At 64.2% G+C, this 22884-nt stretch carries 10 protein-coding genes; 4 read left to right on the forward strand and 6 right to left on the reverse strand.

What is annotated here, in order from left to right; translation table 11 throughout:
• Nucleotides 1-331: 331 nt before the first annotated feature.
• From J1G35_RS28645 to J1G35_RS28665, 5 genes are read right to left on the reverse strand one after another with little or no spacing between them, the layout of a single operon-like run.
• A complete protein-coding gene (locus J1G35_RS28645) occupies nt 332-1093 on the reverse strand; it encodes an enoyl-CoA hydratase-related protein (protein WP_223016665.1) in 762 nt (253 codons plus the stop codon).
• Entirely contained in the window at nt 1090-2247 is a 1158-nt protein-coding gene (atuD, locus tag J1G35_RS28650) for a citronellyl-CoA dehydrogenase (protein ID WP_223016666.1), read from the reverse strand. The genes J1G35_RS28645 and atuD overlap by 4 nt, the downstream gene beginning before the upstream one ends.
• Before the next feature lie 16 nt (nt 2248-2263).
• Entirely contained in the window at nt 2264-3880 is a 1617-nt protein-coding gene (locus J1G35_RS28655) for an acyl-CoA carboxylase subunit beta (RefSeq protein WP_223016667.1), read from the reverse strand.
• Nucleotides 3881-3883: 3 nt separating this feature from the next.
• On the reverse strand, nt 3884-4756 hold the full coding sequence (locus J1G35_RS28660) for an SDR family oxidoreductase (RefSeq protein WP_223016668.1): 873 nt from the start codon (nt 4754-4756) through the stop codon (nt 3884-3886).
• 12 nt (nt 4757-4768) lie between these two features.
• Nucleotides 4769-6547 (reverse strand): acyclic terpene utilization AtuA family protein, encoded by a 1779-nt coding sequence (locus J1G35_RS28665; RefSeq protein ID WP_223016669.1) that lies wholly within the window; start codon nt 6545-6547, stop codon nt 4769-4771.
• Nucleotides 6548-6700: 153 nt separating this feature from the next.
• On the opposite strand from J1G35_RS28665, the gene J1G35_RS28670 reads away from it, so the two are divergent.
• Nucleotides 6701-7324 carry a TetR/AcrR family transcriptional regulator gene (locus J1G35_RS28670; protein ID WP_053133357.1) on the forward strand — a complete coding sequence of 208 codons (624 nt, stop codon included), beginning with the start codon at nt 6701-6703 and terminating at the stop codon, nt 7322-7324.
• Nucleotides 7325-7417: 93 nt separating this feature from the next.
• Nucleotides 7418-8206: a transporter substrate-binding domain-containing protein gene (locus J1G35_RS28675; protein ID WP_223016670.1), complete on the forward strand. Its 789-nt coding sequence runs from the start codon at nt 7418-7420 to the stop codon at nt 8204-8206.
• Between the two features lie 2 nt (nt 8207-8208).
• Here J1G35_RS28675 and J1G35_RS28680 read toward each other — a convergent pair whose 3' ends face one another.
• Nucleotides 8209-8760: an RNA polymerase factor sigma-70 gene (locus tag J1G35_RS28680; protein WP_032904207.1), complete on the reverse strand. Its 552-nt coding sequence runs from the start codon at nt 8758-8760 to the stop codon at nt 8209-8211.
• 302 nt (nt 8761-9062) lie between these two features.
• On the opposite strand from J1G35_RS28680, the gene J1G35_RS28685 reads away from it, so the two are divergent.
• Both J1G35_RS28685 and J1G35_RS28690 read left to right on the forward strand, forming a co-directional pair.
• Nucleotides 9063-9815 carry an alpha/beta fold hydrolase gene (locus J1G35_RS28685; RefSeq protein WP_223016671.1) on the forward strand — a complete coding sequence of 251 codons (753 nt, stop codon included), beginning with the start codon at nt 9063-9065 and terminating at the stop codon, nt 9813-9815.
• A gap of 51 nt (nt 9816-9866) precedes the next feature.
• Nucleotides 9867-22778: a non-ribosomal peptide synthetase gene (locus J1G35_RS28690; RefSeq protein WP_223016672.1), complete on the forward strand. Its 12912-nt coding sequence runs from the start codon at nt 9867-9869 to the stop codon at nt 22776-22778.
• Nucleotides 22779-22884 lie beyond the last annotated feature (106 nt).

A 22884-nucleotide genomic window follows, 5' to 3' on the forward strand; every position in this document is an offset into this window, starting at 1 on the left:
AGGCTTGAATCCGTGGGTAACCCGGCAGGACGCCGGGTTAGCCGTCCTGGGCCAAGGATGGCCCATGACGGCGGCCCACGGATTCAAGCCTTCGTTCGGGCATACCGAGCCTAGGCGAGGTACCGAGTGGTGGGGCAAGAGCCTTTTGGTTACTTTGGGGCTTTTCCAAAGTGACCCGCCGTAAGGGCGGAACCAATAGCCGCCGTGACCGCAGCAACGGATATGTACTCGCTCAAAGCCAACGACATGGTCGGCCCGAAGGCCGCCACGGCAGCAAGCGCCCTCGCCACAGACCACAGAAAATTGTGTAGATACCCATGCTCAGCGGGCGTCATTTGCACCACCCAGGCTTTCTCTTCTGCACAAACGCCTGCGTCCCCTCAATCCCTTCTGCACTGGTCACCGCCTCGGCAAACCACTGCGCCGCCTGGTCCAACAGCGGCCCCAAGGGCTGCTCCACACTGGCCAGCAACAGCGCCTTGGTGCGCGCGTTGGCACCTGGTGCGCAGCGCAGCACCTGCCCCAGGACCTCATCCAAACGCTCCGCCAACGCCTGCGGATCGCGCTCGGTGAAGTGCACCAGCCCCAGCCGTTCAGCTTCCAGCCCATCAAAGCGCGCGGCGGTGAGTGCCAGCCGCCGCGCTTGGGTCAGGCCGATACGCTTGACCACAAACGGCGCAATCTGTGCCGGCAGCAACCCCAGGCTGGTCTCCGGCAAACCGAACTGCGCCTGGTGATCGGCAATCGCGATGTCGCTCACGCAAGCCAGGCCGAACCCTCCGCCCAGCACCGCGCCTTGCAGCACCACAATCACCACTTGTGACACGGATTCCACCTCTTGCAGCAGCGTGCCAAAGGCCCGGTTCAGTGCCTGCAATTGATTGCCTGCGCTGACCAGATCCCTCACATCGGCACCGGCGCAAAAGTGTCCGCCTGCGCCGCTGATCACTACCGCGCGCACCTGGTTGTCCAATCCCGCCAGCACCGCGCGCAGTTCGTTGACCATCTCCAGGCTCATGGCATTGCGGCATTCGGGGCGGTTGAGGGTGATGTGCAACACGCCGTTATGCGGTTCGAGCAGCAAGGTATTCATGGCTTTTTCCCAGGCAAAGTGCCCATCAGTTTGCAGATGATGCCCAGCATGATTTCGTCGGCGCCGCCGCCAATCGACACCAGGCGCACGTCGCGATAAGCGCGGGCCACCGGGTTGTCCCACATGAAGCCCATGCCGCCCCAGTATTGCAGGCAACTGTCGCTGACTTCGCGGCCCAGGCGCCCAGCCTTGAGCTTGGCCATGGAGGCCAGGCGGGTCACGTCCTGGCCCTTGATGTATTGCTCGGTGGCCTGGTAGACCAGTGCGCGCAGGCATTCGATTTCGGTGGCCAGTTCGGCCAGGCGAAAGTGAATCACCTGGTTGTCGATCAGCGCCTTGCCGAAGGTCTGGCGCTCCTTGCAGTAGTCGATGGTGCTGTCGATGCAGTACTCCAGGCCCTTGATCATATTGGCCGCGCCAAACAGGCGTTCTTCCTGGAACTGCAGCATCTGCATCATGAAGCCCGCGCCTTCGTGGCCGATGCGGTTGCGTTGGGGCACGCGCACGTCGTCGAAGAACACCTGGGCGGTCTCGGAGCTGTGCATGCCGAGTTTTTCCAGGGGCGGGCTGACGCTGATGCCGGGTGTGTTCATCGGCACCATGATCAGCGACTTGTTGATATGCGGTTTATCGTCGGAGGTGTTGGCCAACAGGCAGATAAAGTCAGCGCTGGGCGAGTTGGTGATCCACATTTTGCTGCCGTTGATGACGTAGTCGTCGCCGTCCTTGCGCGCATGGGTCTTGAGCCCGGCCACGTCGGAACCGGCGCCGGTCTCCGAGACGCCGATGCAACCGACCTGCTCACCGCTGATGGCCGGACGCAGGAATTCGTCGCGCAATGCATCGGAGCCGAAGCGGGCGAGGGCGGGGGTGCACATGTCGGTCTGCACGCCGATGGACATGGGGATGCCACCGCAGCGGATGCTGCCGAACTCTTCGGCGGCGACGATCGAGTAGCTGTAGTCGAGGCCCATGCCACCGAATTGCTCCGGTTTGGAAATCCCCAGCAGGCCGAGGTCGCCGGCCTTGCGGAAGATGTCGTGGATGGGGAAGCGCCCGGCCTTTTCCCATTCGTCCACATGGGGACTGATCTCGCGGTCGACGAAGGCGCGGACGGTGCGGCGCAGTTCCTGGTGTTCCTGGGTGAAGATCATTGTTCTTGTTCTCCTGTTAGAAGCGCGCTACACCGAAGCTGTTCGGCTGTAACTGCCGCACCTCGGCCTCGTGGCAGGTGTCCAGCAGAAACCCCAGCAAGGTGCGGGTATCCCGAGGGTCTATCAGCCCGTCATCCCACAGATTCGCGCTGCCATAGAGCGCAGTGGACTGGCTGTCGAGTTTCTGCGCGGTGACGTGTTCGAGCATGTCCAGCACCTTGGGATCCGGCACCAGGCCGTCCTTCAATTGCTTGGCCTGGGTGACAATCCGCAGCACCTTGCCCGCCTGCGCACCGCCCATCACCGCTGTGCGGCTGTTGGGCCAGGCGAAGATAAAACGCGGGTCCAGGCCGCGACCGCACATCGCATAGTTGCCGGCGCCGTAGGAGCCGCCGACCACCACCGTGAGTTTAGGCACCCGCGCGTTGGCCACCGCCTGGATCATCTTCGCGCCGTGCTTGATCACGCCTTGTTGCTCCGATTCGGTACCCACCATGAACCCGGTGGTGTTGTGCAGGAACAGCAGCGGCGTGCGGCTCTGGTCGCACAGTTGGATAAACTGCGCGGCTTTGCTGGCGCCCTTGGGGGTGATCGGGCCGTTGTTGCCGATCACGCCGACCGCGCGGCCCTGAATGTGCAGATGACCGCAGACGGTATGGGCGTCGAACTCACCCTTGAATTCGAGGAACTGCGAACCGTCGGCCAGGCGCGCGAGGATCTCGCGCACGTCGTAGGGCTTTTTCGGGTCATCGGGGATCAGCCCCAACAGGTCATCGATAGGGTACAGCGGCTCGGCGTAAGTGCGTTTTGGCGCCTGTGGCAGGCGATCGTTCCAGGGCAACAGGCTGACAATCTCGCGCACGATGCGCACGCCGTCGGCGTCGTTTTGCGCCAGGTATTCAGCGGTGCCGGCGATTTGCGCATGCATCTCGGCGCCGCCCAATTCCTCATCGGTGGCGACTTCGCCGGTCGCCGCCTTGAGCAGCGGCGGGCCGGCGAGGAACAGCTTGGCTTTGCCGCGCACCACCACCACGTAATCCGACAGCCCTGGCTGGTACGCGCCCCCCGCCGTGGCCGAACCATGCACCACGGTGATCTGCGGCAGGCCCATGGCCGACATGCGCGCCTGGTTGGCAAAGCTGCGCGCGCCTTCGACGAAAATCTCCGCAGCGTAGTTGAGGTTGGCGCCGCCGCTTTCGGCGAGGGTCACCACCGGCAGTTTGTTTTCCATGGCGATCTGTTGCAGGCGCACGGATTTTTTCAGGCCGGAGGGCGAAATGGTGCCGCCCTTGATCGCGCTGTTATTGGCCACCACCAGCATGCGCACGCCGCTGACGTAGCCGATGCCGGCGATCAACCCACCGCCGGCGGCGCTGCCGTCCTTGTCATCGTGCAGCTTGTAGCCGGCCAGGCTCGCCAGTTCCAGGAACGGCGCGCCAGGGTCCAGCAGCAGGTTGAGGCGCTCGCGCGGCAGCAGTTGGCCACGTTTGTCGAACTTGGGCTTGGCCTCCTGGGCCTTGCTCAGCAGAGCCTGTTCCAGCTGGCGCAGGTGTTGGATGGCGTCCAGCATGGCGCTGCGGTTCTGGGCGAACTGCGGACTGTGGGGATCGATCAGGCTTTCAATCAGCGGCATGGTTTATTGCTCCGCCTTGAGCACATCGGGCAGGTAGGCGCGGTGGAAGCCGTTGAACGCTTCACTCGGCGGTTGCGCCTTGTGCAGCGGCCAGGCGCGGCTGCCGAGGCTGGCGGCGCCGTCGATGCGCAGGGTGCTGCCACTGATAAACGCGGCGGCGGGGCTGAGCAGAAACACGATGGCGGCGCTGACTTCCGACTCGGTGCCGATGCGCTTGAGCGGCACGTGTTCACGCAGGGTGGGGATCACCGCCTTGAGCGCGCCTTCGTAGGTGTCCATGCCGCTGGACGCGATCCAGCCCGGTGCCACGGCGTTGACCCGCACCCCGGCGCACCCCCACTCGAAGGCGGCGGTCTTGGTGAAGTTGTCCATGCCCGCCCGCGCCGCACCGGAGTGGCCCATGCCGGGCATGCCGCCCCACATGTCGGCGAGCATATTGACGATGGCCCCACCGTGCTTGCTCATCGACTGGTTGAACACTTCCCGCGCCATCAGGAAACCGCCGACCAGGTTGGTGCGCAGCACGGTTTCAAAACCTTTTTGGTTGATCGAGGCCAGCGGCGACGGATACTGCCCACCGGCGTTGTTCACCAGGCCATGGATCGGCCCATGCGCGTGAATGAGCTGGGTGACCAGCGCCTTCACCGCCTCTTCGTCACGAATGTCGCAGGCCTGCCAATGGGCGGTGCCGCCGTCTTCGGTAATTTCCGCCGCGACCTTGGCGAGTTTTTCCGGCTTGCGTCCAACCAGGACAACGCGGGCACCCAGGGCTGCCAGCTCATGGGCGGTGCAGCGGCCAATCCCGCTGCCACCGCCGGTGACGATCACGGTGTGGCCTTGGAACAGGCCGGCTTTGAAGATCGAGTCGAAGGCCACGGCAACGTTCCTTTAAGTGAGTTGATCGGCGATGTGTTGCGGCACGGCGATGGGGATTTCCAACAGTTGCTGGGCGAAGGCCTTGCCCTGGGGGTCGATGCGCAGGCTGGCGATGCCACCGCCACCCAAGGCGTTTTCCAGCAGGAAGTTGAGGCTGTGGCTGCCGGGCAAATACCAGCGTTCGACGCGGCCGTGCACGGGGTCGAGCACGTGGCCCATCCAGTCGACGAGCACCTCCGGGGTCAGTGCTTCGGCGATCCACGGCAGGTACTCGGGGGCGCGGGCGATGACTCCGATATTGCTGTGGTTGCCCTTGTCGCCAGAGCGCGCCACGGCGAGTTTCACCAGCGCGACGCTGGCGTCGGCGCGGCCTTGGGGTTTGGGTGGATTCAGCGGCGCGGCAGGCAGGATCGGCGCATCGGTGATAGGCAGCGCGCAGACGTGGCGTTGGCCCTGGAAGTCGATCACCACCTCGCAGGCGGTCTTATCGATCAGGAACGAGAACAAGCGGATCAGCGGGTAGACCGTTGGCCGCCCGCCGACAATCCCGGTCAGCCCCGGCGCCATCCCGGTGGCCGCCTGGGCGATCTCGCGGGCGAACAGCACCAGCGCTTGCTTGCTCGGATGGCGCACCGCGAGCTTGACCACCACTTCGCGGCAGTCGTGGCGCAGGGCGTGAGCGCCATACGTCGCTTCGCTGCCGAGCAGTTCGATATTCACTTCGGTGTAGGGCGCCCAGCCGCGTTGGCTGAACAGTTCCGAGGTCTTGTTGATGATCGCCTGGCTGACCCGCTCGGCCTTGGCCACCGCATCGATCCCGGCGATCAGGCAACTGGCAGTGCAGCGAAAGCCCTCCGGGTAGGTGGCGCTGACCTTGTATTGCGCGGTCGGCGGCAGGCCCTTGGCACCGTGCAGGCGTACGCAATGTTTGCCTTGTTGCTGCAGCTTTACCTGGCTGAAATCGCAGATCACATCGGGCAGCAGATACGCGTGCGGGTCGCCGATTTCATACAGCAGTTGTTCGGCCACGCTCAGCTCGCTGATCAGTCCGCCGCTGCCCTCGACCTTGTTGACGGTGAATTGACCGTCCGCGCTGACTTCGACGATGGGAAAGCCGATGTGCTCGTAGTCCGGCACGTCGCGCCAATCGGTGAAGTTGCCGCCGGTGCATTGGGCGCCGCATTCGATGATATGCCCGGCCAAGGCGGCTTGGGCCAGGCGGTCGTAGTCCTGCCATGACCAACCGAATTCATGCACCAGTGCCGCGCTGACCACTGCGCTGTCGACCACGCGGCCGGTGATGACGATGTCCGCGCCCAATTGCAGCGCCTGGGCGATGCCCGGTGCACCGAGGTAGGCATTGGCGGAGACGCACATGGGCGGCAGCGGCGCGCCGTTGAACATGTCGGTGATGCCGTGCAGGTGCTTGAGCTGGGGTTGCAGGTCATCGCCCAGCAGCACGGCGATTTTCAGCGGGATCCGGGCTTTATCGCAGGCGGCTTGCAGGGCGGCGGCGCAGGCCTGGGGGTGGATGCCGCCGGCATTGCTGATGACACGGATGCCCTGGCGCTGGATGTCGGCCAGCAGCGGCGCGAGCACCTCGACAAAATCTGTGGTGTAGCCGGCCTGGGGATCTTTCATGCGTGCACCGGCGAGGATCGACATCGTGACTTCCGCCAGGTAGTCAAACACCAGGTAATCCAGGTGGCCGCCGTGCACCAGTTGGGCGGCGGCGGTGCAGGTATCACCCCAAAAGGCGCTGGCACAGCCGATACGAACCGTCTTGCTCATGAGAAATCCTTCCTCGAATGGCTGGTGACGAGACTACCAAGCAAGCGCTTGGTTTGTAAACTCCAGTCACAAGTTTTAGCCAAGCGCTTGCTTGGGTGGCTGGCACGGCCTAAATTGCCGGCCAAGACGTCAGTAGAAGTAGAGGAGAGCAGCATGGATGAGCACAAAGCCCTGCGGGTGATGCGCACCATGGTCGACGACGGCCAATTGACCGACCCCGACAGTGCCCGGGGCAAGTTGCTGCAAACCGCGGCTCACCTGTTTCGCAACAAAGGCTTTGAACGCACTACTGTGCGCGACCTGGCCAGCGCCGTGGGCATCCAGTCCGGCAGCATCTTTCACCACTTCAAGAGCAAGGACGAGATCCTGCGCGCGGTGATGGAGGAAACCATCCACTACAACACGGCCTTGATGCACGCCTCGCTCGAGGAGGCGACCAACGTGCGCGAACGTGTGCTGGCACTGATTCGCTGCGAGTTGCAGTCGATCATGGGCGGCAGCGGCGAGGCCATGGCGGTGCTGGTGTACGAATGGCGTTCGTTGTCGGCCGACGGCCAGGCCCAGGTGCTGGCCCTGCGCGACGTGTACGAACAGCTTTGGCTGCAGGTACTGGGCGAGGCCAAGGCGGCGGGGTACATCAAGGGTGATGTGTTTATTGCGCGACGCTTCCTCACCGGGGCGCTGTCATGGACCACCACCTGGTTTCGCGCCGAGGGCAGCCTGACCCTGGAGCAATTGGCCGAAGAGGCCTTGCTGATGGTTTTAAAGGCCGATTGAGGCGCAAGCTATTAATTTGCCGGTGGAAAGTTGTCTCGCTGGACAAAAACGCCTAGCTTATCGACATCGATGTATTGAACGGTGTGTGCCTTGATGTTATCGCCATGGCGGTTGGCTGCAGGACTTACTTTATGGGCACTCGGCACCGCAGCATGGTTGCCGGCTTCGGCTGCGCAATTGGTGCGCATCGGCGCGGCGCATTTTCCGCCCTACACCGTGCGCCCGGAGCAGGGCGCCGACACCGGTTTGTTGCCGCAACTGGTGGAGGCCCTGAACGCCTCGCAAACCGATTACCAGTTTGTGCTGGTGCCCACCTCCATCCCCAGGCGTTTCCGCGATTTCGAGCAGGGCCGTATCGACATGGCCATCTTCGAAAATCCCGCCTGGGGCTGGCAGAAGATTGCTCACACCAGCGTTGATATGGGCCTTGAAGATGCGGAGATCTTCGTCGCCCAGCGAGAGCCCGACCGTGACCAGCACTATTTCGCCGACCTGACCGGCAAGCGCCTGGCGGTGTTCAGCGGTTACCACTACGCCTTCGCCAACTTCAACCCCGACCCCAAGTACATGGCCGCACACTTCAACGCCACGTTGACCTACTCCCATGACAGCAACCTGCTGATGGTCGCGCGCGGGCGTGCGGACATCGCCTTGGTGACCCGTTCGTACCTGAGCGATTTCATGGTGCGCAATGCGGATATGGCCGGACAGTTCCTGGTCTCGGAGCGTATCGACCAGGTCTATCACCATTACGCGTTGCTACGGCCCAAGGCGCCGATCACGGGTGAGGCGTTTTCGGCGTTGCTCAAGCGACTGCGCGAGAGTGGCGAGATGCTGAAGATTTTCGAGCCGTATCGCATTGATGTGATGGCGGTACCCTGAGGTCAAACCCGCCGCGCAAACGTATCGCTATGGCTGCCCGATACCTTGCGGCAGTGCACCAGCGCGTCGCGGATCATGAAGTTCACCAGGGTCGGTGAAACCCCCAGTTCCTTGGCGATGTCCTTTTGCGGCACGCCGTGCAGGCGGTACATCTCGAACGCGTAGCGGGTGCGCTGGGGCAGTTGCGTCAGGGCGTCGGCGATGTTTTCCAGGGTGTTGAAATTGATGTGGGAGGTTTCTGGTGAAGCGCCGTGAATAACCACATTCAAGCCTTCCTCTTCCGTCCCGGAATATTTGAGCTCCAGGGCCTGCTTGCGATAGTGATCGATCGCCAGGTTGCGCACGATCTGGAACAGATAACTCAATTGGGCCTTGAACGATGACGTGATCGTCGGCGCTGATTGCAGGCGGAAATAGGCGTCCTGCACGACGTCCTCGGCGCGGGAGCGGCACCCGGTAATGCGCGCCGCGATCTTCACCAGAATCAGTCGATTGTCTACGAATGCCTGGAGAAGCGGTGAGTCGCACCTGCCTGTGGATACTTGTTCCGTCATGGAAATCACCTTGTTGCAAAAGAGGTTAGGGGAGGGCTTCCTTGCTGAGGCCTCCTACACATCGGGCAACAAATTATGCTTAATGATAATTATTGTCAAATGAGAAGACGAACTAATCTTATGCTTTCTTGTTCGCTGTGAACCACCTCTCGCGGCAACCCGGCGACTAATTATTTGCCGTTGCCGTCCGTTCTTCTGGGTGACAGGTCCGTTAGTCAAGCGGCCAAGGATCAGCACCCGCAGGAGGACGAAATGGGTTTTTACCGTGCACACAGCGTGTTTCAGTTTGGAGTCGTCGCTGGATGACTACGTCGACTCGACTGCGCCTGTTCTGCCTGCCCTACTCGGGCGCCAGTGCCATGGTTTACGCACGTTGGCGTCGCACGCTGCCGGAATGGTTGCAGGTGTGTCCGCTGGAATTGCCCGGCCGTGGCATGCGCATGGACCAGCCCCTACAGCGTGATATCAAGGCCTTGGCGGCGCAGTTGGCGGAGGAAATCAGCCGCGACCTGAGCGGCCCTTACGCGTTGTTCGGCCATAGCCTCGGCGGCCTGCTGGCCTTTGAATTGGCCCATGCGTTAAACGCGCGAAATCTCCCCGCACCGTTGGCGCTGTTCGCCTCCGGAACAGCCGGCCCGGCCCGCCGCGATGTCAGCGAATACGCCATCGAAAAGACCGACGAGCAACTGATCGCTCGCCTGCGCGAACTGCAAGGCACCGCCGAAGAGGCCCTGGCCAACCCCGAATTGATGCAGTTGATGCTGCCGATCCTGCGCGCCGACTTCCTGCTCTGCGGCAGCTTCACCTACGGCGAGCGCGAGCCGCTGGGGATGCCGATCCATGTGTTTGGCGGCAAGCAGGACAGCGTGCGCGCCGACCAGTTGCTCGACTGGCAGCTCGATGCCGCCAGCGGCTTTTCCCTGGACATGTTCGACGGCCACCACTTCTTCCTTATCCAGCACGAAAGCGCCGTACTGCGCTGCCTGCGGCGCTACGCCGACGAACACCTTGCCCGCTGGCGCAATGGCGCGGCGCGGTCATTGGCCGTCGGCTGATCGCACTTCAATTCCCGAATTTCCCGTAAGCCGATTTCAGGCAGGAACCCCATGATGGACGCCTTCGAACTTCCCCGCACACTGGTCGAGTCCCTTCAACGTCGCGCCGCGCAGACCCCGGACCAGGTCGCCCTGCGCTTCCTCGCCGAGTCGGCCGAGCACAACGTGGTGCTCAGTTACCGTGACCTGGACCAACGCGCCCGCACCATCGCCGCCGCCCTCCAGGCCAATGCGGCACAGGGCGACCGCGCGGTGCTGCTGTTCCCCAGCGGTCCGGACTACGTCGCGGCGTTCTTTGGTTGCCTGTACGCCGGGGTGATCGCGGTGCCGGCCTACCCACCGGAGTCCACCCGCCGTCATCACCAGGAGCGTTTGCTGTCGATTATCGGTGACGCCGAACCACGTCTGTTGCTGACTATCGCCAGTCTGGGCGATGGCCTCGCGCAGATCGAAAACGCGCCGCCGGTGCTGAGTGTCGACACCCTCGACGCGCAGATCGCCAGCGCCTGGAGCGCCCCCGACCTGCAACCCGACGACATTGCCTTCCTGCAATACACCTCCGGCTCCACCGCGCTGCCCAAAGGCGTGCAAGTCAGCCACGGCAACCTGGTGGCCAACGAAGTGCTGATCCGACGCGGCTTTGGCATCGACCTGAACCCCGACGACGTGATCGTCAGCTGGCTGCCGCTGTACCACGACATGGGCCTGATCGGCGGCCTGCTGCAACCGATCTTCAGCGGCGTGCCGTGCGTGTTGATGTCGCCGGCCTACTTCCTCGGCCGGCCGTTGCGCTGGCTCGAAGCGATCAGCGAATACCGTGGCACCATCAGCGGCGGACCGGATTTCGCCTACCGCCTGTGCAGCGAGCGGGTCAGTGAGACGGCCCTGGAGCGCCTGGACTTGAGCAACTGGCGCGTGGCCTATTCCGGCTCCGAGCCCATCCGCCTCGACACCCTGGAGCGCTTCGCCGAGAAGTTCGCTGCCTGCGGGTTTACCGCGAATAATTTCTTCGCCTCCTACGGCCTGGCCGAAGCCACCCTGTTTGTCGCCGGCGGCCGGCGTGGCCACGGCATCCCGGCACTGCGTGTCGACGAGCAGGCCCTGGCCGCCAACCGCGCCGAGCCGGGGCAGGGCAGTGCGATCATGAGTTGCGGCACCAGCCAGCCTGAACACGCGGTGCTGATCGCCGACCCGCACACACTGACCGAGCTGGCCGACAACCACGTCGGTGAACTCTGGGCCAGCGGCCCGAGCATCGCCCACGGCTACTGGCGCAACCCCGAAGCCAGTGCCAAGACCTTCGTGCAACATGCCGGCCGCACCTGGCTGCGCACCGGTGACCTGGGCTTTATCCGCGAGGGCGAGGTGTACATCACCGGCCGCCTGAAAGACCTGCTGATCGTGCGCGGGCACAACCTCTACCCTCAGGACATCGAGCAGACCATCGAGCGCGAAGTGGAAGTGGTGCGCAAGGGCCGGGTCGCGGCGTTTGCGGTGAATGACAACGGCCTGGAAGGCATCGGCATCGCCGCAGAAATCAGCCGCAGCGTGCAGAAGATCCTGCCGCCTGAAGCGTTGATCAACGCCATCCGCCAGGCGGTGGCCGAGGCCTACCAAGAGGCGCCGTGCGTGGTGGTGCTGCTCAACCCCGGCGCCTTGCCCAAGACCTCCAGCGGCAAGGTGCAGCGTGCGGCGTGTGCGCTTCGGCATGCCGATGGCAGCCTCGACTGCTATGCGCAGTTCCCCGACCTGCACGCGCAGGCAGGTACAGTGGCGCTGGAATCCGAACTGCAAAGCCAGATCGCCGCGATCTGGTGCGAGCAGCTGCAGGTCGCCACGGTGGCGGCCGATGACCATTTCTTCCTGCTTGGCGGCAACTCCATCACCGCCACCCAAGTGGTCGCGCGCCTACGCGAAACCCTCGGCCTGGAGCTGAACCTGCGCCTGCTGTTCGAGGCGCCGACGCTGTCTGCATTTGCTGCCAACGTGGCGCAACTGCAACAGGACGGTGGCATCGCCCAAGGCGCCATTCATGCGCTGTCACGCCAGGAAGAACTGCCGCAATCCCTGGCCCAGAACCGCCTGTGGATCACCTGGCAACTGGACCCGCAGAGCAGCGCCTACACCATCCCCGGCGCCTTGCGTTTGCGCGGCGAGCTGGATGAAGACGCGGTGCGCTCAAGCTTCCAGCACCTGATCCAGCGCCACGAAGCCCTGCGCACTCGTTTCTATGAACGCGATGGCCAGGCCTTCCAGCGTGTGGACGCCAACGGCGATTTTGACCTGCAGGTCATCGATCTCAGCGACGTGCCCGCCGCCGAGCGTGAAGCGCGCGCGCAACAGATCCGTGAGGACGAAGCCCGTACCCAGTTCGACCTGGAAAAAGGCCCGCTGCTGTGGGTGACCCTGGTGCGCCTGGACGATGAAGATCACCAGTTGTTGGTGACTCTGCACCACATCATTGCCGATGGCTGGTCGCTGAATATCCTCCTCGACGAGTTCTCGCGCCTGTACGCCGCCGCAAGCCAGGGCCAGAGCCTGACGTTGCCGCCACTGGCCTTGCAGTACGCCGACTACGGCAGCTGGCAGCGCCAATGGCTGGCCGACGGTGAAGGCCAGCGGCAACTGGCGTACTGGAAAACGCAGTTGGGCGACGAGCATCCGACCCTGAGCCTGGCCACCGACCACCCGCGTGCGGCCCAGCAACGCCACAGCGCGTCGCGCCATACTGCGCGCTTGAGTGTCAGCCTCAGCGAAGCAATTCGCCAGACCGCCCAGGCCCACGAGTCCACGCCGTTCATGCTGTTGCTGGCGGCGTTCCAGACCTTGCTCTACCGCTACAGCGGCCAGCGCGACATCCGTATCGGCGTGCCCAATGCCAACCGCCCGCGCCAGGAAACCCAGGGCCTGATCGGCTTCTTTATCAACACCCTGGTGCTGCGTGCCGAGCTGGACGGGCGCCTGCCGTTCAATCAACTGTTGGCCGCCACCCGCCAGACGGCACTGGGCGCTCAGGCCCATCAGGACCTGCCGTTCGAGCAACTGCTGGAAGCCTTCCCGCAAGCCCGTGAACAAGGCCTGTTCCAGGTCATGTTCAATCACCAGCAACGTGACCTCAGCGCCTTGCGGCGCCTGCCGGGCATGCTCGCCGATGAGCTGCCATGGCACAGCCGCGAAGCCAAGTTCGACCTGCAACTGCACAGTGAAGAAGACCGCAACGGGCGCCTGAGCCTGTCCTTCGACTACGCCGATGAACTGTTCGACAGCACGACCATCCAGCGCCTGGCCGAGCACTACATCCACCTGCTGCAGGCTGTGTGCGAGCAACCGCAACTCGCCCTCGGCGACCTCAAGCTGATGCAGCAGGACGAACAGCAAGCGTGGAGCCAGGCACCGTGCGCGCCCGCTCGACACTGGCTGCCCGAACTGCTCAACCAACACACCTCGGACAACACCGCGCTGGTCTGGCAGGACGGCAGCCTGACCTTCGCCCAACTGCACACCCAGGCCAACCGCCTGGCCCATTACCTGCGCGACAAAGGCGTCGGCCCGGACGTGTGCGTGGCCATCGCCGCCGAGCGTTCGCCGCAGTTGCTGGTCGGCCTGCTGGCGATCATCAAGGCCGGTGGTGCCTATGTGCCGCTGGACCCGGATTACCCCGCCGAGCGCCTGGCCTACATGCTCAAGGACAGCGGCGTGCACCTGCTGCTGACCCAGACCGCCTTGCTAGAACACTTGCCGACGGCCGACGGCGTGTGCGTGATTGCCATGGACAGCCTGCACCTCGACGGTTGGCCGACCCAGCCACCGGGCCTGCACCTGCACGGTGACAACCTCGCCTACGTGATCTACACCTCCGGCTCCACCGGCCAGCCCAAGGGCGTGGGCAATACCCATGCGGCCCTGGCCGAGCGCTTGCAGTGGATGCAGGCCACCTATCAACTGAATGACAGCGACGTGCTGATGCAAAAGGCGCCGATCAGTTTCGACGTGTCGGTGTGGGAGTGTTTCTGGCCGCTGATCACCGGCTGCCGCCTGGTGCTGGCCGGCCCTGGCGAACACCGCGACCCGCACCGCATCGCGCAGTTGGTGCAGGCCTACGGTGTGACCACGCTGCACTTTGTGCCGCCGCTGTTGCAGCTGTTTATCGACGAACCGCTGGTGGCCGAGTGCACCAGCCTGCGTCGCCTGTTTTCCGGTGGCGAGGCCTTGCCCGCCGAGTTGCGCAATCGCGTGTTGGCGCAGTTGCCGACGGTGCAATTGCACAACCGCTATGGCCCGACCGAGACCGCGATCAACGTCACCCACTGGCATTGCACTGCCGACGATGGCGAGCGTTCGCCGATTGGCCGACCACTGGGCAATGTGATCTGCCGCGTGCTGGACGAGCAGCTCAACCCGTTGCCGGCCGGTGTGCCGGGTGAGCTGTGCATTGGCGGTATCGGCCTAGCGCGCGGTTACCTTGGGCGTGCCGGTTTGACCGCTGAGCGCTTTGTCGCCGACCCGCTGGGCGAGGCGGGCGCGCGCCTGTATCGCACCGGTGACCGCGCACGCTGGGGCGCGGACGGCGTGCTTGAATACCTCGGCCGTCTCGACCAGCAGGTCAAGCTGCGCGGCTTCCGGGTGGAGCCGGAAGAAATCGAAGCGCGCCTGCTGGCCCTGGACGGTATCGCCCAGGCCGTGGTGCTGGTGCGCGATGCGCAGTTGATCGGTTACTACACCGCACATAGCGCACTGGACGAACAGGACGTCAAAGCCGCCCTGGCCGCCGAGTTGCCGGAGTACATGGTGCCCGCGCAACTGATGCGCCTGGACGCGATGCCGCTGAGCCCCAGCGGCAAGCTCGACCGTCGCGCATTGCCAGCGCCGGTGTGGCAAACCCGCGAACACATCGAACCCGAAACACCCTTGCAGCAGCAGATTGCAGCGATCTGGCGCGAGGTGCTCGGCCTGCCGCAAATCGGCCTGCGCGATGACTTTTTCGCCCTCGGCGGCCACTCGTTGCTGGCCACGCAAATCATCTCCCGCACCCGCCAGGCCTGCGACGTCGAGTTGCCGTTGCGCACCTTGTTCGACGCCAGTGAGCTGGGGGCTTTTGCCGAGCAAGTCGGCCTGATCCAGGCCAGCGGCCAACGCAACCAGCAAACCGCAATCGCCAAGGTCGACCGCAGCCAAGCGGTGCCGTTGTCGTATTCCCAGCAACGCATGTGGTTCCTGTGGCAGATGGAACCGGACAGCCCGGCCTACAACGTCGGTGGCATGGCGCGCCTGCGCGGTGTGCTGGATGTGGGGCGTTTCGAGGCGGCGTTGCAGGCCTTGATCATGCGCCACGAAACCCTGCGCACTACATTCCCGAGTGTCGACGGCGTGGCCTATCAAAAGGTCTCGGCGCAGACCGGCCTGCGCATGGACTGGCAGGATATGTCGGCGTTGAACGAAGGCGAGCGCGAGCAGCGTTTGCAGCAACTGGCCGACCACGAGGCGCACACCCCGTTCAACCTGGAAACCGGGCCACTGCTGCGCGCGTGCCTGGTCAAGGCCGGTGAGCGGGAGCACTACCTGGTGCTGACCCTGCACCATATCGTCACCGAAGGCTGGGCCATGGACATTTTTGCCCGTGAACTCAGCGCGCTGTACGAAGCGTTTATCGATGAGCGCCTGTCACCGCTGGCGCCGTTGCCGGTGCAATACCTGGACTACAGCGTGTGGCAACGCCAGTGGTTGGAGTCTGGCGAGCGCCAACGCCAACTGGACTATTGGACCGCGCAGCTTGGCCATGAGCATCCGCTGCTGGAACTGCCCAGCGACCGTCCACGGCCACCGGTGCAAAGTCACCAGGGCGAGCTGTACCGCTTCGACCTCAGCGACGATCTCGCCGCCCGTGTGCGTGCTTTCAACGCCGAACATGGCCTGACCCTGTTCATGACCATGACCGCCACCCTGGCCGTATTGCTCTATCGCTACAGCGGCCAGACCGACCTGCGCATCGGCGCGCCGGTGGCCAACCGCATTCGCCCGGAAAGCGAAGGGCTGATCGGCGCGTTCCTCAACACCCAGGTGCTGCGTTGCCAGCTCGCTGGGCAGATGAATGTCGCCGAGCTGTTCGAGCAGGTGCGCCACACCGTGATCGAAGGCCAGTCCCATCAGGACCTGCCGTTCGACCATCTGGTAGAAGCCCTGCAACCGCCGCGCAGCGCGGCGTACAACCCGCTGTTCCAAGTGATGTGCAACGTGCAGCGCTGGGAATTCCAGCAGAGCCGCCAACTGGCCGGCATGACCGTCGAATACCTGGCCAACGATGCCCGCGCGACCAAGTTCGACCTCAACCTGGAAGTCACCGACCTCGACCATCGCCTGGGTTGCTGCCTGACCTACAGCACTGATTTGTTCGATGAGCCACGCATCGCGCGCATGGCCGAGCATTGGCGCAACCTGCTCGAAGCGTTGATCGCCAACCCGCAACAACGCCTCAGCGAACTGCCGTTGCTGAGCGCCACCGAGCAACGTGCGTTGCGGGACAGCCTGGGTGTGGAAGCCGGCGAGCATCGTCTCGACCAGTGCATCCAGCAACTGTTCAGCCAACAGGCGCTCACGCGTGCGCAGGCTCCGGCGCTGACCTTTGCCGGCGTCACCCTCAGTTATGCCGAACTGGACGCCCGCGCCAACCGCCTGGCGTGGATGCTGCGCGAGCGCGGCGTCGGCCCGCAGGTGCGTGTCGGCCTGGCGCTGCCGCGCTCGCTGGAAATGGTCATCGGCCTGCTGGCGATCCTCAAGTCCGGTGGCGCCTATGTGCCACTGGACCCGGAATACCCGCTGGACCGCCTGCACTACATGATCGAAGACAGCGGCGTCGGCCTGTTGCTCAGCGATGCGGCGATGTTCGAAGCCCTCGGCGAATTGCCGGCGACCGTGGCCTGCTGGTGCCTGGAAGATGACTTGCCGGTGCTGGCGAATTACCCGGCCGACGAGCTGCCGTTTATCAGCTTGCCGCAGCATCAGGCCTACCTGATCTACACCTCCGGCTCCACCGGTAAACCCAAGGGCGTGGTGGTGTCCCACGGTGAAATCGCCATGCATTGCCAGGCTGTGATCGAGCGCTTCGGCATGCGCCCGGACGATTGCGAGCTGCATTTCTATTCGATCAACTTCGACGCCGCCACCGAGCGTTTGCTGGTGCCGCTGCTCAGCGGTGCCCAGGTGGTCCTGCGCGCCCAGGGCCAGTGGGATGCCGAGGAAATCTGCGGGCTGATCCGTACCCATCGCATCAACATCCTCGGTTTTACCCCGAGCTACGGCAGCCAGTTGGCGCAGTGGCTGGCGACCCAGCACCAGACCTTGCCGGTGCGCATGTGCATCACCGGTGGCGAAGCGCTGACCGGCGAACACTTGCAGCGTATCCGCGCAGCGTTCCAGCCCGAGGTGTTTTTCAACGCCTACGGCCCGACCGAAACCGTGGTCATGCCGCTGGCCAGCCTCGCGCCGCAGCAACTGGAGGAGGGCGCCGGCAGCGTGCCGATCGGCAGCATCATCGGCGACCGCGTGGCCTACATTCTCGACGCTGACCTGGCGTTGGTACCGCAAGGGGCGACCGGCGAGTTGTATGTCGGCGGCGCCGGTCTGGCCCAGGGTTACCACCAACGTCCGGGGATGACGGCCGAGCGGTTTGTCGCCGACCCGTTTGCCCGCCATGGCGGTCGTCTGTATCGCACCGGCGACCTGGTGCGCCAACGCGCCGATGGCCTGGTGGAGTACCTGGGGCGTATCGACCATCAGGTGAAGATTCGCGGTTTCCGGATTGAGCTGGGCGAGATCGAAACCCGCCTGCTGGAACATGCTGCGGTGCGCGAAGCGGTGGTGCTGGCACTGGATTCGCCGAGTGGCAAACAGCTGGTGGCGTACCTGGTCAGCGACGCCGACCACGCCACCTTGCGTGATGCGCTCAAGGCCCATCTCAAGGCACAACTGCCGGATTACATGGTGCCCGCGCACCTGATCGTGCTCGACAGCATGCCGCTCACCGCCAACGGCAAGCTCGACCGCCGCGCCTTGCCGCAACCCGACCCCGAGGCCAATCGCCAACACTACGTGGCCCCGCGCAATGAGCTGGAAAGCACTTTGGCAGCGATCTGGTGCGCGGTGTTGAACGTGCAGCAAGTCGGCCTCGACGATAACTTCTTTGAACTGGGCGGCGATTCGATTCTGTCGATCCAGGTGGTCAGCCGCGCGCGGCAGGCGGGGATTCATTTCAGCCCTCGTGACCTGTTCCAGCACCAGACCGTGCAAACCCTGGCTGCGGTCGCCACGCGCTCCGAGCAGGTCATCGCCGAGCAAGGCGTGCTCACCGGTCCCTCGGGCCTGACGCCGATCCAGCATTGGTTCTTCGACAGCGATATTCCTGCGCGTCAGCACTGGAACCAGGCGCTGGTGCTCAAACCGCTGCAACTGCTCGAACCTCATCGCCTGGAGCAAGCGCTGCTGGCGGTACTGGAACACCACGACGCCCTGCGCCTGAGCTTCACCCGGCGCGATGCCCAGTGGCATGCCGAACACCTGGCCGTGCCCCAGGGCGGCGTGCTGATGCAGGCGCAAGTGCGCGACATGGCGCAGTGCACCGCGCTGTTCACCGACACCCAGCGCAGCCTCGACCTGGAACACGGCCCGCTGTTACGTGCCTTGCTGGTGGATGGCCCCCACGGCCAGCAACGCCTGCTGATCGCGATCCATCACTTGGTGGTGGACGGTGTCTCGTGGCGTGTGTTGCTTGAAGACCTGCAAAACGTTTATCGCCAGCTCAGCGACGGCCAGTCCGTCAGCCTGCCGGCCAAGACCAGCGCCCTGCGTGACTGGGCCGCGCGCTTGCAGGCGTACGCCGGCAGCGAATCCCTGCGTGAAGAGTTAAGCGTGTGGCAGGACCGGTTGGCCGGTCCTGACGCGGCATTGCCTGTGGCCCGCCCGCACGGTTCGCGGCGCAATCGTGATGCCGACACCGTCAGCGTGCGCCTGGATGCCGAACACACCCGCCAGTTGCTGCAACAAGCGCCGAGCGCCTACCGCACCCAGGTCAACGACCTGCTGCTGACCGCCCTGGCCCGTGTGCTGTGCCGCTGGAGCGGGCATGATTCGGCGTTGATCCAACTCGAAGGCCATGGCCGTGAGAGCCTGTTCGACGATATCGACCTGACGCGCAGCGTCGGCTGGTTCACCAGTGCTTACCCGCTGCGCCTGACCCCGCCGGCCGTCGCAAAAGCGTCCGGGCAAGGCGACTCGATCAAGGCGATCAAGGAACAACTGCGCGCGGTGCCGCACAAGGGCCTGGGCTATGGCGTGCTGCGCTACCTGGCCGATGACCTGTGCCAGCGCAGCATGGCCGCGCTGCCCGGCGCCGACATCACCTTCAACTACCTCGGCCAGTTCGACCAGAGCTTTGGCGAGGATGCGTTGTTCCATCCGCTGGACGAATCCGCCGGTCAGGCCCATGACCCGGATGCGCCGCTGCCCAACGAGCTGAGCGTCGACAGCCAGGTATATGGCGGCGAACTGGTGCTGCGCTGGACCTTCAGCCGCGAACGCCACGACCCGCAGACGATCCAGGACCTGGCGCAAGACTACCTGGCCGAACTGCGCAGCCTGGTCGCCCATTGCCTTGCGGACAACGCCGGTGGCCTCACGCCGTCCGACTTCCCGCTGGCGCACTTGAGCCAGTCGCAACTCGACAGCTTGCCGGTACCGGCCAGCGCCATTGAAGACGTGTACCCGCTGACGCCGATGCAAGAGGGCCTGCTGCTGCATACCCTGCTGGAACCGGGCACCGGCCTCTATTACATGCAGGACCGCTACCGCATCAACAGCGCCCTCGACCCGGTGCGTTTCGCCCAGGCCTGGCAAGCGGTGATTGCCCGTCACGAAGCCTTGCGCGCCTCGTTCTGCTGGAACGTCGGCGAGGACATGCTGCAAGTGATCCACAAGCCGGGCAGCACGCCGATCGAGTACCTGGACTGGAGTGCCGATCCGGAGAGCGAACAGGAACCGCGCTTGCAAGCGCTGCTCAAGGCCGAGCGCGAAGCCGGTTTTGATCTGCTCAACCAGGCGCCGTTCCACCTGCGCCTGATCCGCGTCGGTGAAGCGCGCTACTGGTTCATGATGAGCAACCACCACATCCTGATCGATGCCTGGTGCCGTTCGCTGTTGATGAATGACTTCTTCGATATCTACATGGCCCTCGGCGAAGGCCGCGAGGCACAGCTGGCCACGCCGCCGCGTTATCGCGACTACATCGCCTGGCTGCAACGCCAGAACCTCGCCGAAGCATGCCAGTGGTGGCAGCAGAACCTGCAAGGGTTCGAGCGCACCACGCCGATCCCGAGCGACCGGCCGTTCCTGCGCGAACATGCCGGCCACAGCGGCGGCATGGTGGTGGGTGACTGCTACACCCGCCTCGATGTTCGCGACGGTGCGCAACTGCGCGAATTGGCCCAGGCCCATCAACTCACCGTCAATACCTTTGCCCAGGCGGCGTGGGCGCTGGTGCTGCGGCGCTTGAGCGGCGACCGTGACGTGCTGTTCGGCGTCACCGTGGCCGGGCGCCCGGTGGAAATGCCCGCGATGCAACGCACCGTTGGCCTGTTTATCAACAGCATCGCGCTGCGGGTGAAACTGCCCGAGGACGACCAGCGTTGCAGCGTGCGCCAGTGGCTGAACAGCCTGCTCGACAGCAATATGCAGCTGCGCGAGTACGAATACCTGCCGCTGGTGACGATCCAGGAACACAGCGAGTTGCCCAAGGGCCAGCCGCTGTTCGACAGCCTGTTCGTGTTCGAAAACGCGCCGGTGGAAGTCTCGGTGCTGGACCGCGCCCACAGCCTGAATGCCACCTCGGACTCAGGCCGCACCCACACCAACTTCCCGCTGACCGCCGTGTGCTACCCGGGGGATGACCTCGGCCTGCACCTGTCCTACGACCAGCGTTACTTCGACGAAACCACGGTGCAAGGCATGCTCGGCGAGTTCAAGCGCCTGCTGCTGGCGCTAGTGCAGGGCTTCCACGGTGATATGGCCGACCTGCCGCTGATCGGCGAGCAGGAGCGGGCGTTCCTGGTGGAGGGGTGCAACCAGAGCGAACACGCCTACCCGCTGGAACGCAGCTATGTCGAGTTGTTCGAAGCCCAGGTAAGCGCGGATCCGCAGCGTATCGCCGCCAGTTGCCTGGACCAGCAATGGACCTATGATGAGTTGAACCGCCGCAGTAACGGCCTGGGTCATGCGCTGATTGCGGCGGGCGTTGGCCTGGACCAACCGGTGGCGTTGTTGGCCGAGCGCAGCCTTGACCTGCTGGGCATGATCATCGGCAGTTTCAAGGCCGGTGCCGGTTACCTGCCGTTGGACCCGGGGCTGCCGAGCCAGCGCCTGAGCCGCATCATCGACCTGAGTCGCACACCGTTGCTGGTCTGCACCGAGGCGTGCCGCGAGCAGGCCGTCGAGCTGCTGGACGGCGTCGACTGCCAGTTGCTGGTGTGGGACGAAGTGCCTGCCCGTGGGGAAAATCCGGGCATCTACAGCGGTCCGGACAACCTTGCCTATGTGATCTACACCTCGGGCTCCACCGGCTTGCCCAAAGGCGTGATGGTCGAACAGCGCGGCATGCTCAACAACCAATTGAGCAAGGTGCCGTACCTGCAACTGAGCGCGACGGATGTGATCGCCCAGACGGCCTCGCAAAGCTTCGATATTTCCGTCTGGCAATTCCTCGCCGCGCCGCTGTTCGGTGCGCGGGTGGACATTGTGCCGAACACCATCGCCCACGATCCGCAGGGCCTGCTGGCGCATGTGCAGGCACACGGCATCACCGTGCTGGAAAGCGTGCCGTCGCTGATCCAGGGCATGCTCGCCCAGGATCGCATCAGCCTGGACGGTTTGCGCTGGATGCTGCCGACCGGTGAAGCGATGCCGCCCGAACTGGCGCACCAGTGGTTGTTGCGTTACCCGGACATCGGCCTGGTCAACGCCTACGGCCCGGCGGAATGTTCGGACGATGTGGCGTTCTTCTGCGTCGACCTGGCGTCCACTCGTGGCACTTACCTGCCGATTGGTACGCCGACGGACAATAACCGCTTGTACCTGGTCGATGGCGCACTGGAATTGGTGCCCCAAGGGGCGGTCGGTGAACTGTGCGTGGCCGGCACCGGGGTCGGCCGCGGGTATGTCAGCGATCCGCTGCGCACCGCCCAGGTGTTTGTGCCGAACCCGTTCGGCGCACCCGGCGAGCGCCTGTACCGCACCGGCGACCTGGCACGGCGGCGCAGCGATGGCGTGCTGGAGTACGTCGGGCGTATCGACCATCAGGTGAAGATTCGCGGCTACCGCATCGAACTGGGTGAAATCGAAGCGCGCCTGCATGAACAACCGGAGGTACGCGATGCGGCGGTGGGCGTGCAGGAAGGCGTCAACGGCAAGCATCTGGTGGGTTACCTGGTGGCCGCCGATGAAGCCCTCAACCCCAGCGAACGCCTGGACCGCATCAAGCAACGCCTGCGCGCCGAACTGCCGGAATACATGGTGCCGCTGCACTGGCTATGGCTTGAGCACCTGCCGCTCAACGCCAACGGCAAACTCGACCGCAAGGCCTTGCCGGAACTGGAGATCGGCCAGTTGCACAGCCAGGACTACCTGGCGCCGCGCAACGAACTGGAAGGCACATTGGCCGCGATCTGGGCCGAGGTGCTGAAAGTCGAACGGGTAGGGGTGCAGGACAACTTCTTCGAACTGGGCGGGCACTCGTTGCTGGCCACGCAGATTGCCTCGCGCGTGCAGAAGACCCTGCAGCGGGATGTGCCGCTGCGGGCGATGTTCGAGTGCAGCACCGTGGCGGAGTTGGCTGAGTATATCGAGGGGTTGGCGGCCAATGAGATCAGCGCGGAGAAGGTGGATCGGTTGAGTGATTTGATGGCGGAGTTGGAGGGGCTTTGATCTTCGCTGGGGTTGAGGGGCTCATCGGTATCTACACAATTTTTTCAGCGGTCTGTGGCGAGGGAGCTTGCTTCCGTGGCGGCCTTCGGGCCGACCATGTCGTTGG

It is taken from the genome of Pseudomonas sp. SH10-3B, assembly GCF_019891415.1.
Lineage (GTDB): Bacteria > Pseudomonadota > Gammaproteobacteria > Pseudomonadales > Pseudomonadaceae > Aquipseudomonas.

Bases quoted from the DNA above. Each gene is read 5' to 3' on its own strand.
- J1G35_RS28655 (WP_223016667.1), bottom strand. From the start codon at position 3,880: ATGCCGCTGATTGAAAGCCTGATCGATCCCCACAGTCCGCAGTTCGCC.
- J1G35_RS28645 (WP_223016665.1), bottom strand. From the start codon at position 1,093: ATGAATACCTTGCTGCTCGAACCGCATAACGGCGTGTTGCACATCACC.
- J1G35_RS28670 (WP_053133357.1), top strand. From the start codon at position 6,701: ATGGATGAGCACAAAGCCCTGCGGGTGATGCGCACCATGGTCGACGAC.
- J1G35_RS28675 (WP_223016670.1), top strand. From the start codon at position 7,418: ATGTTATCGCCATGGCGGTTGGCTGCAGGACTTACTTTATGGGCACTC.
- J1G35_RS28680 (WP_032904207.1), bottom strand. From the start codon at position 8,760: ATGACGGAACAAGTATCCACAGGCAGGTGCGACTCACCGCTTCTCCAG.
- atuD (WP_223016666.1), bottom strand. From the start codon at position 2,247: ATGATCTTCACCCAGGAACACCAGGAACTGCGCCGCACCGTCCGCGCC.
- J1G35_RS28665 (WP_223016669.1), bottom strand. From the start codon at position 6,547: ATGAGCAAGACGGTTCGTATCGGCTGTGCCAGCGCCTTTTGGGGTGAT.
- J1G35_RS28690 (WP_223016672.1), top strand. From the start codon at position 9,867: ATGATGGACGCCTTCGAACTTCCCCGCACACTGGTCGAGTCCCTTCAA.
- J1G35_RS28685 (WP_223016671.1), top strand. From the start codon at position 9,063: ATGACTACGTCGACTCGACTGCGCCTGTTCTGCCTGCCCTACTCGGGC.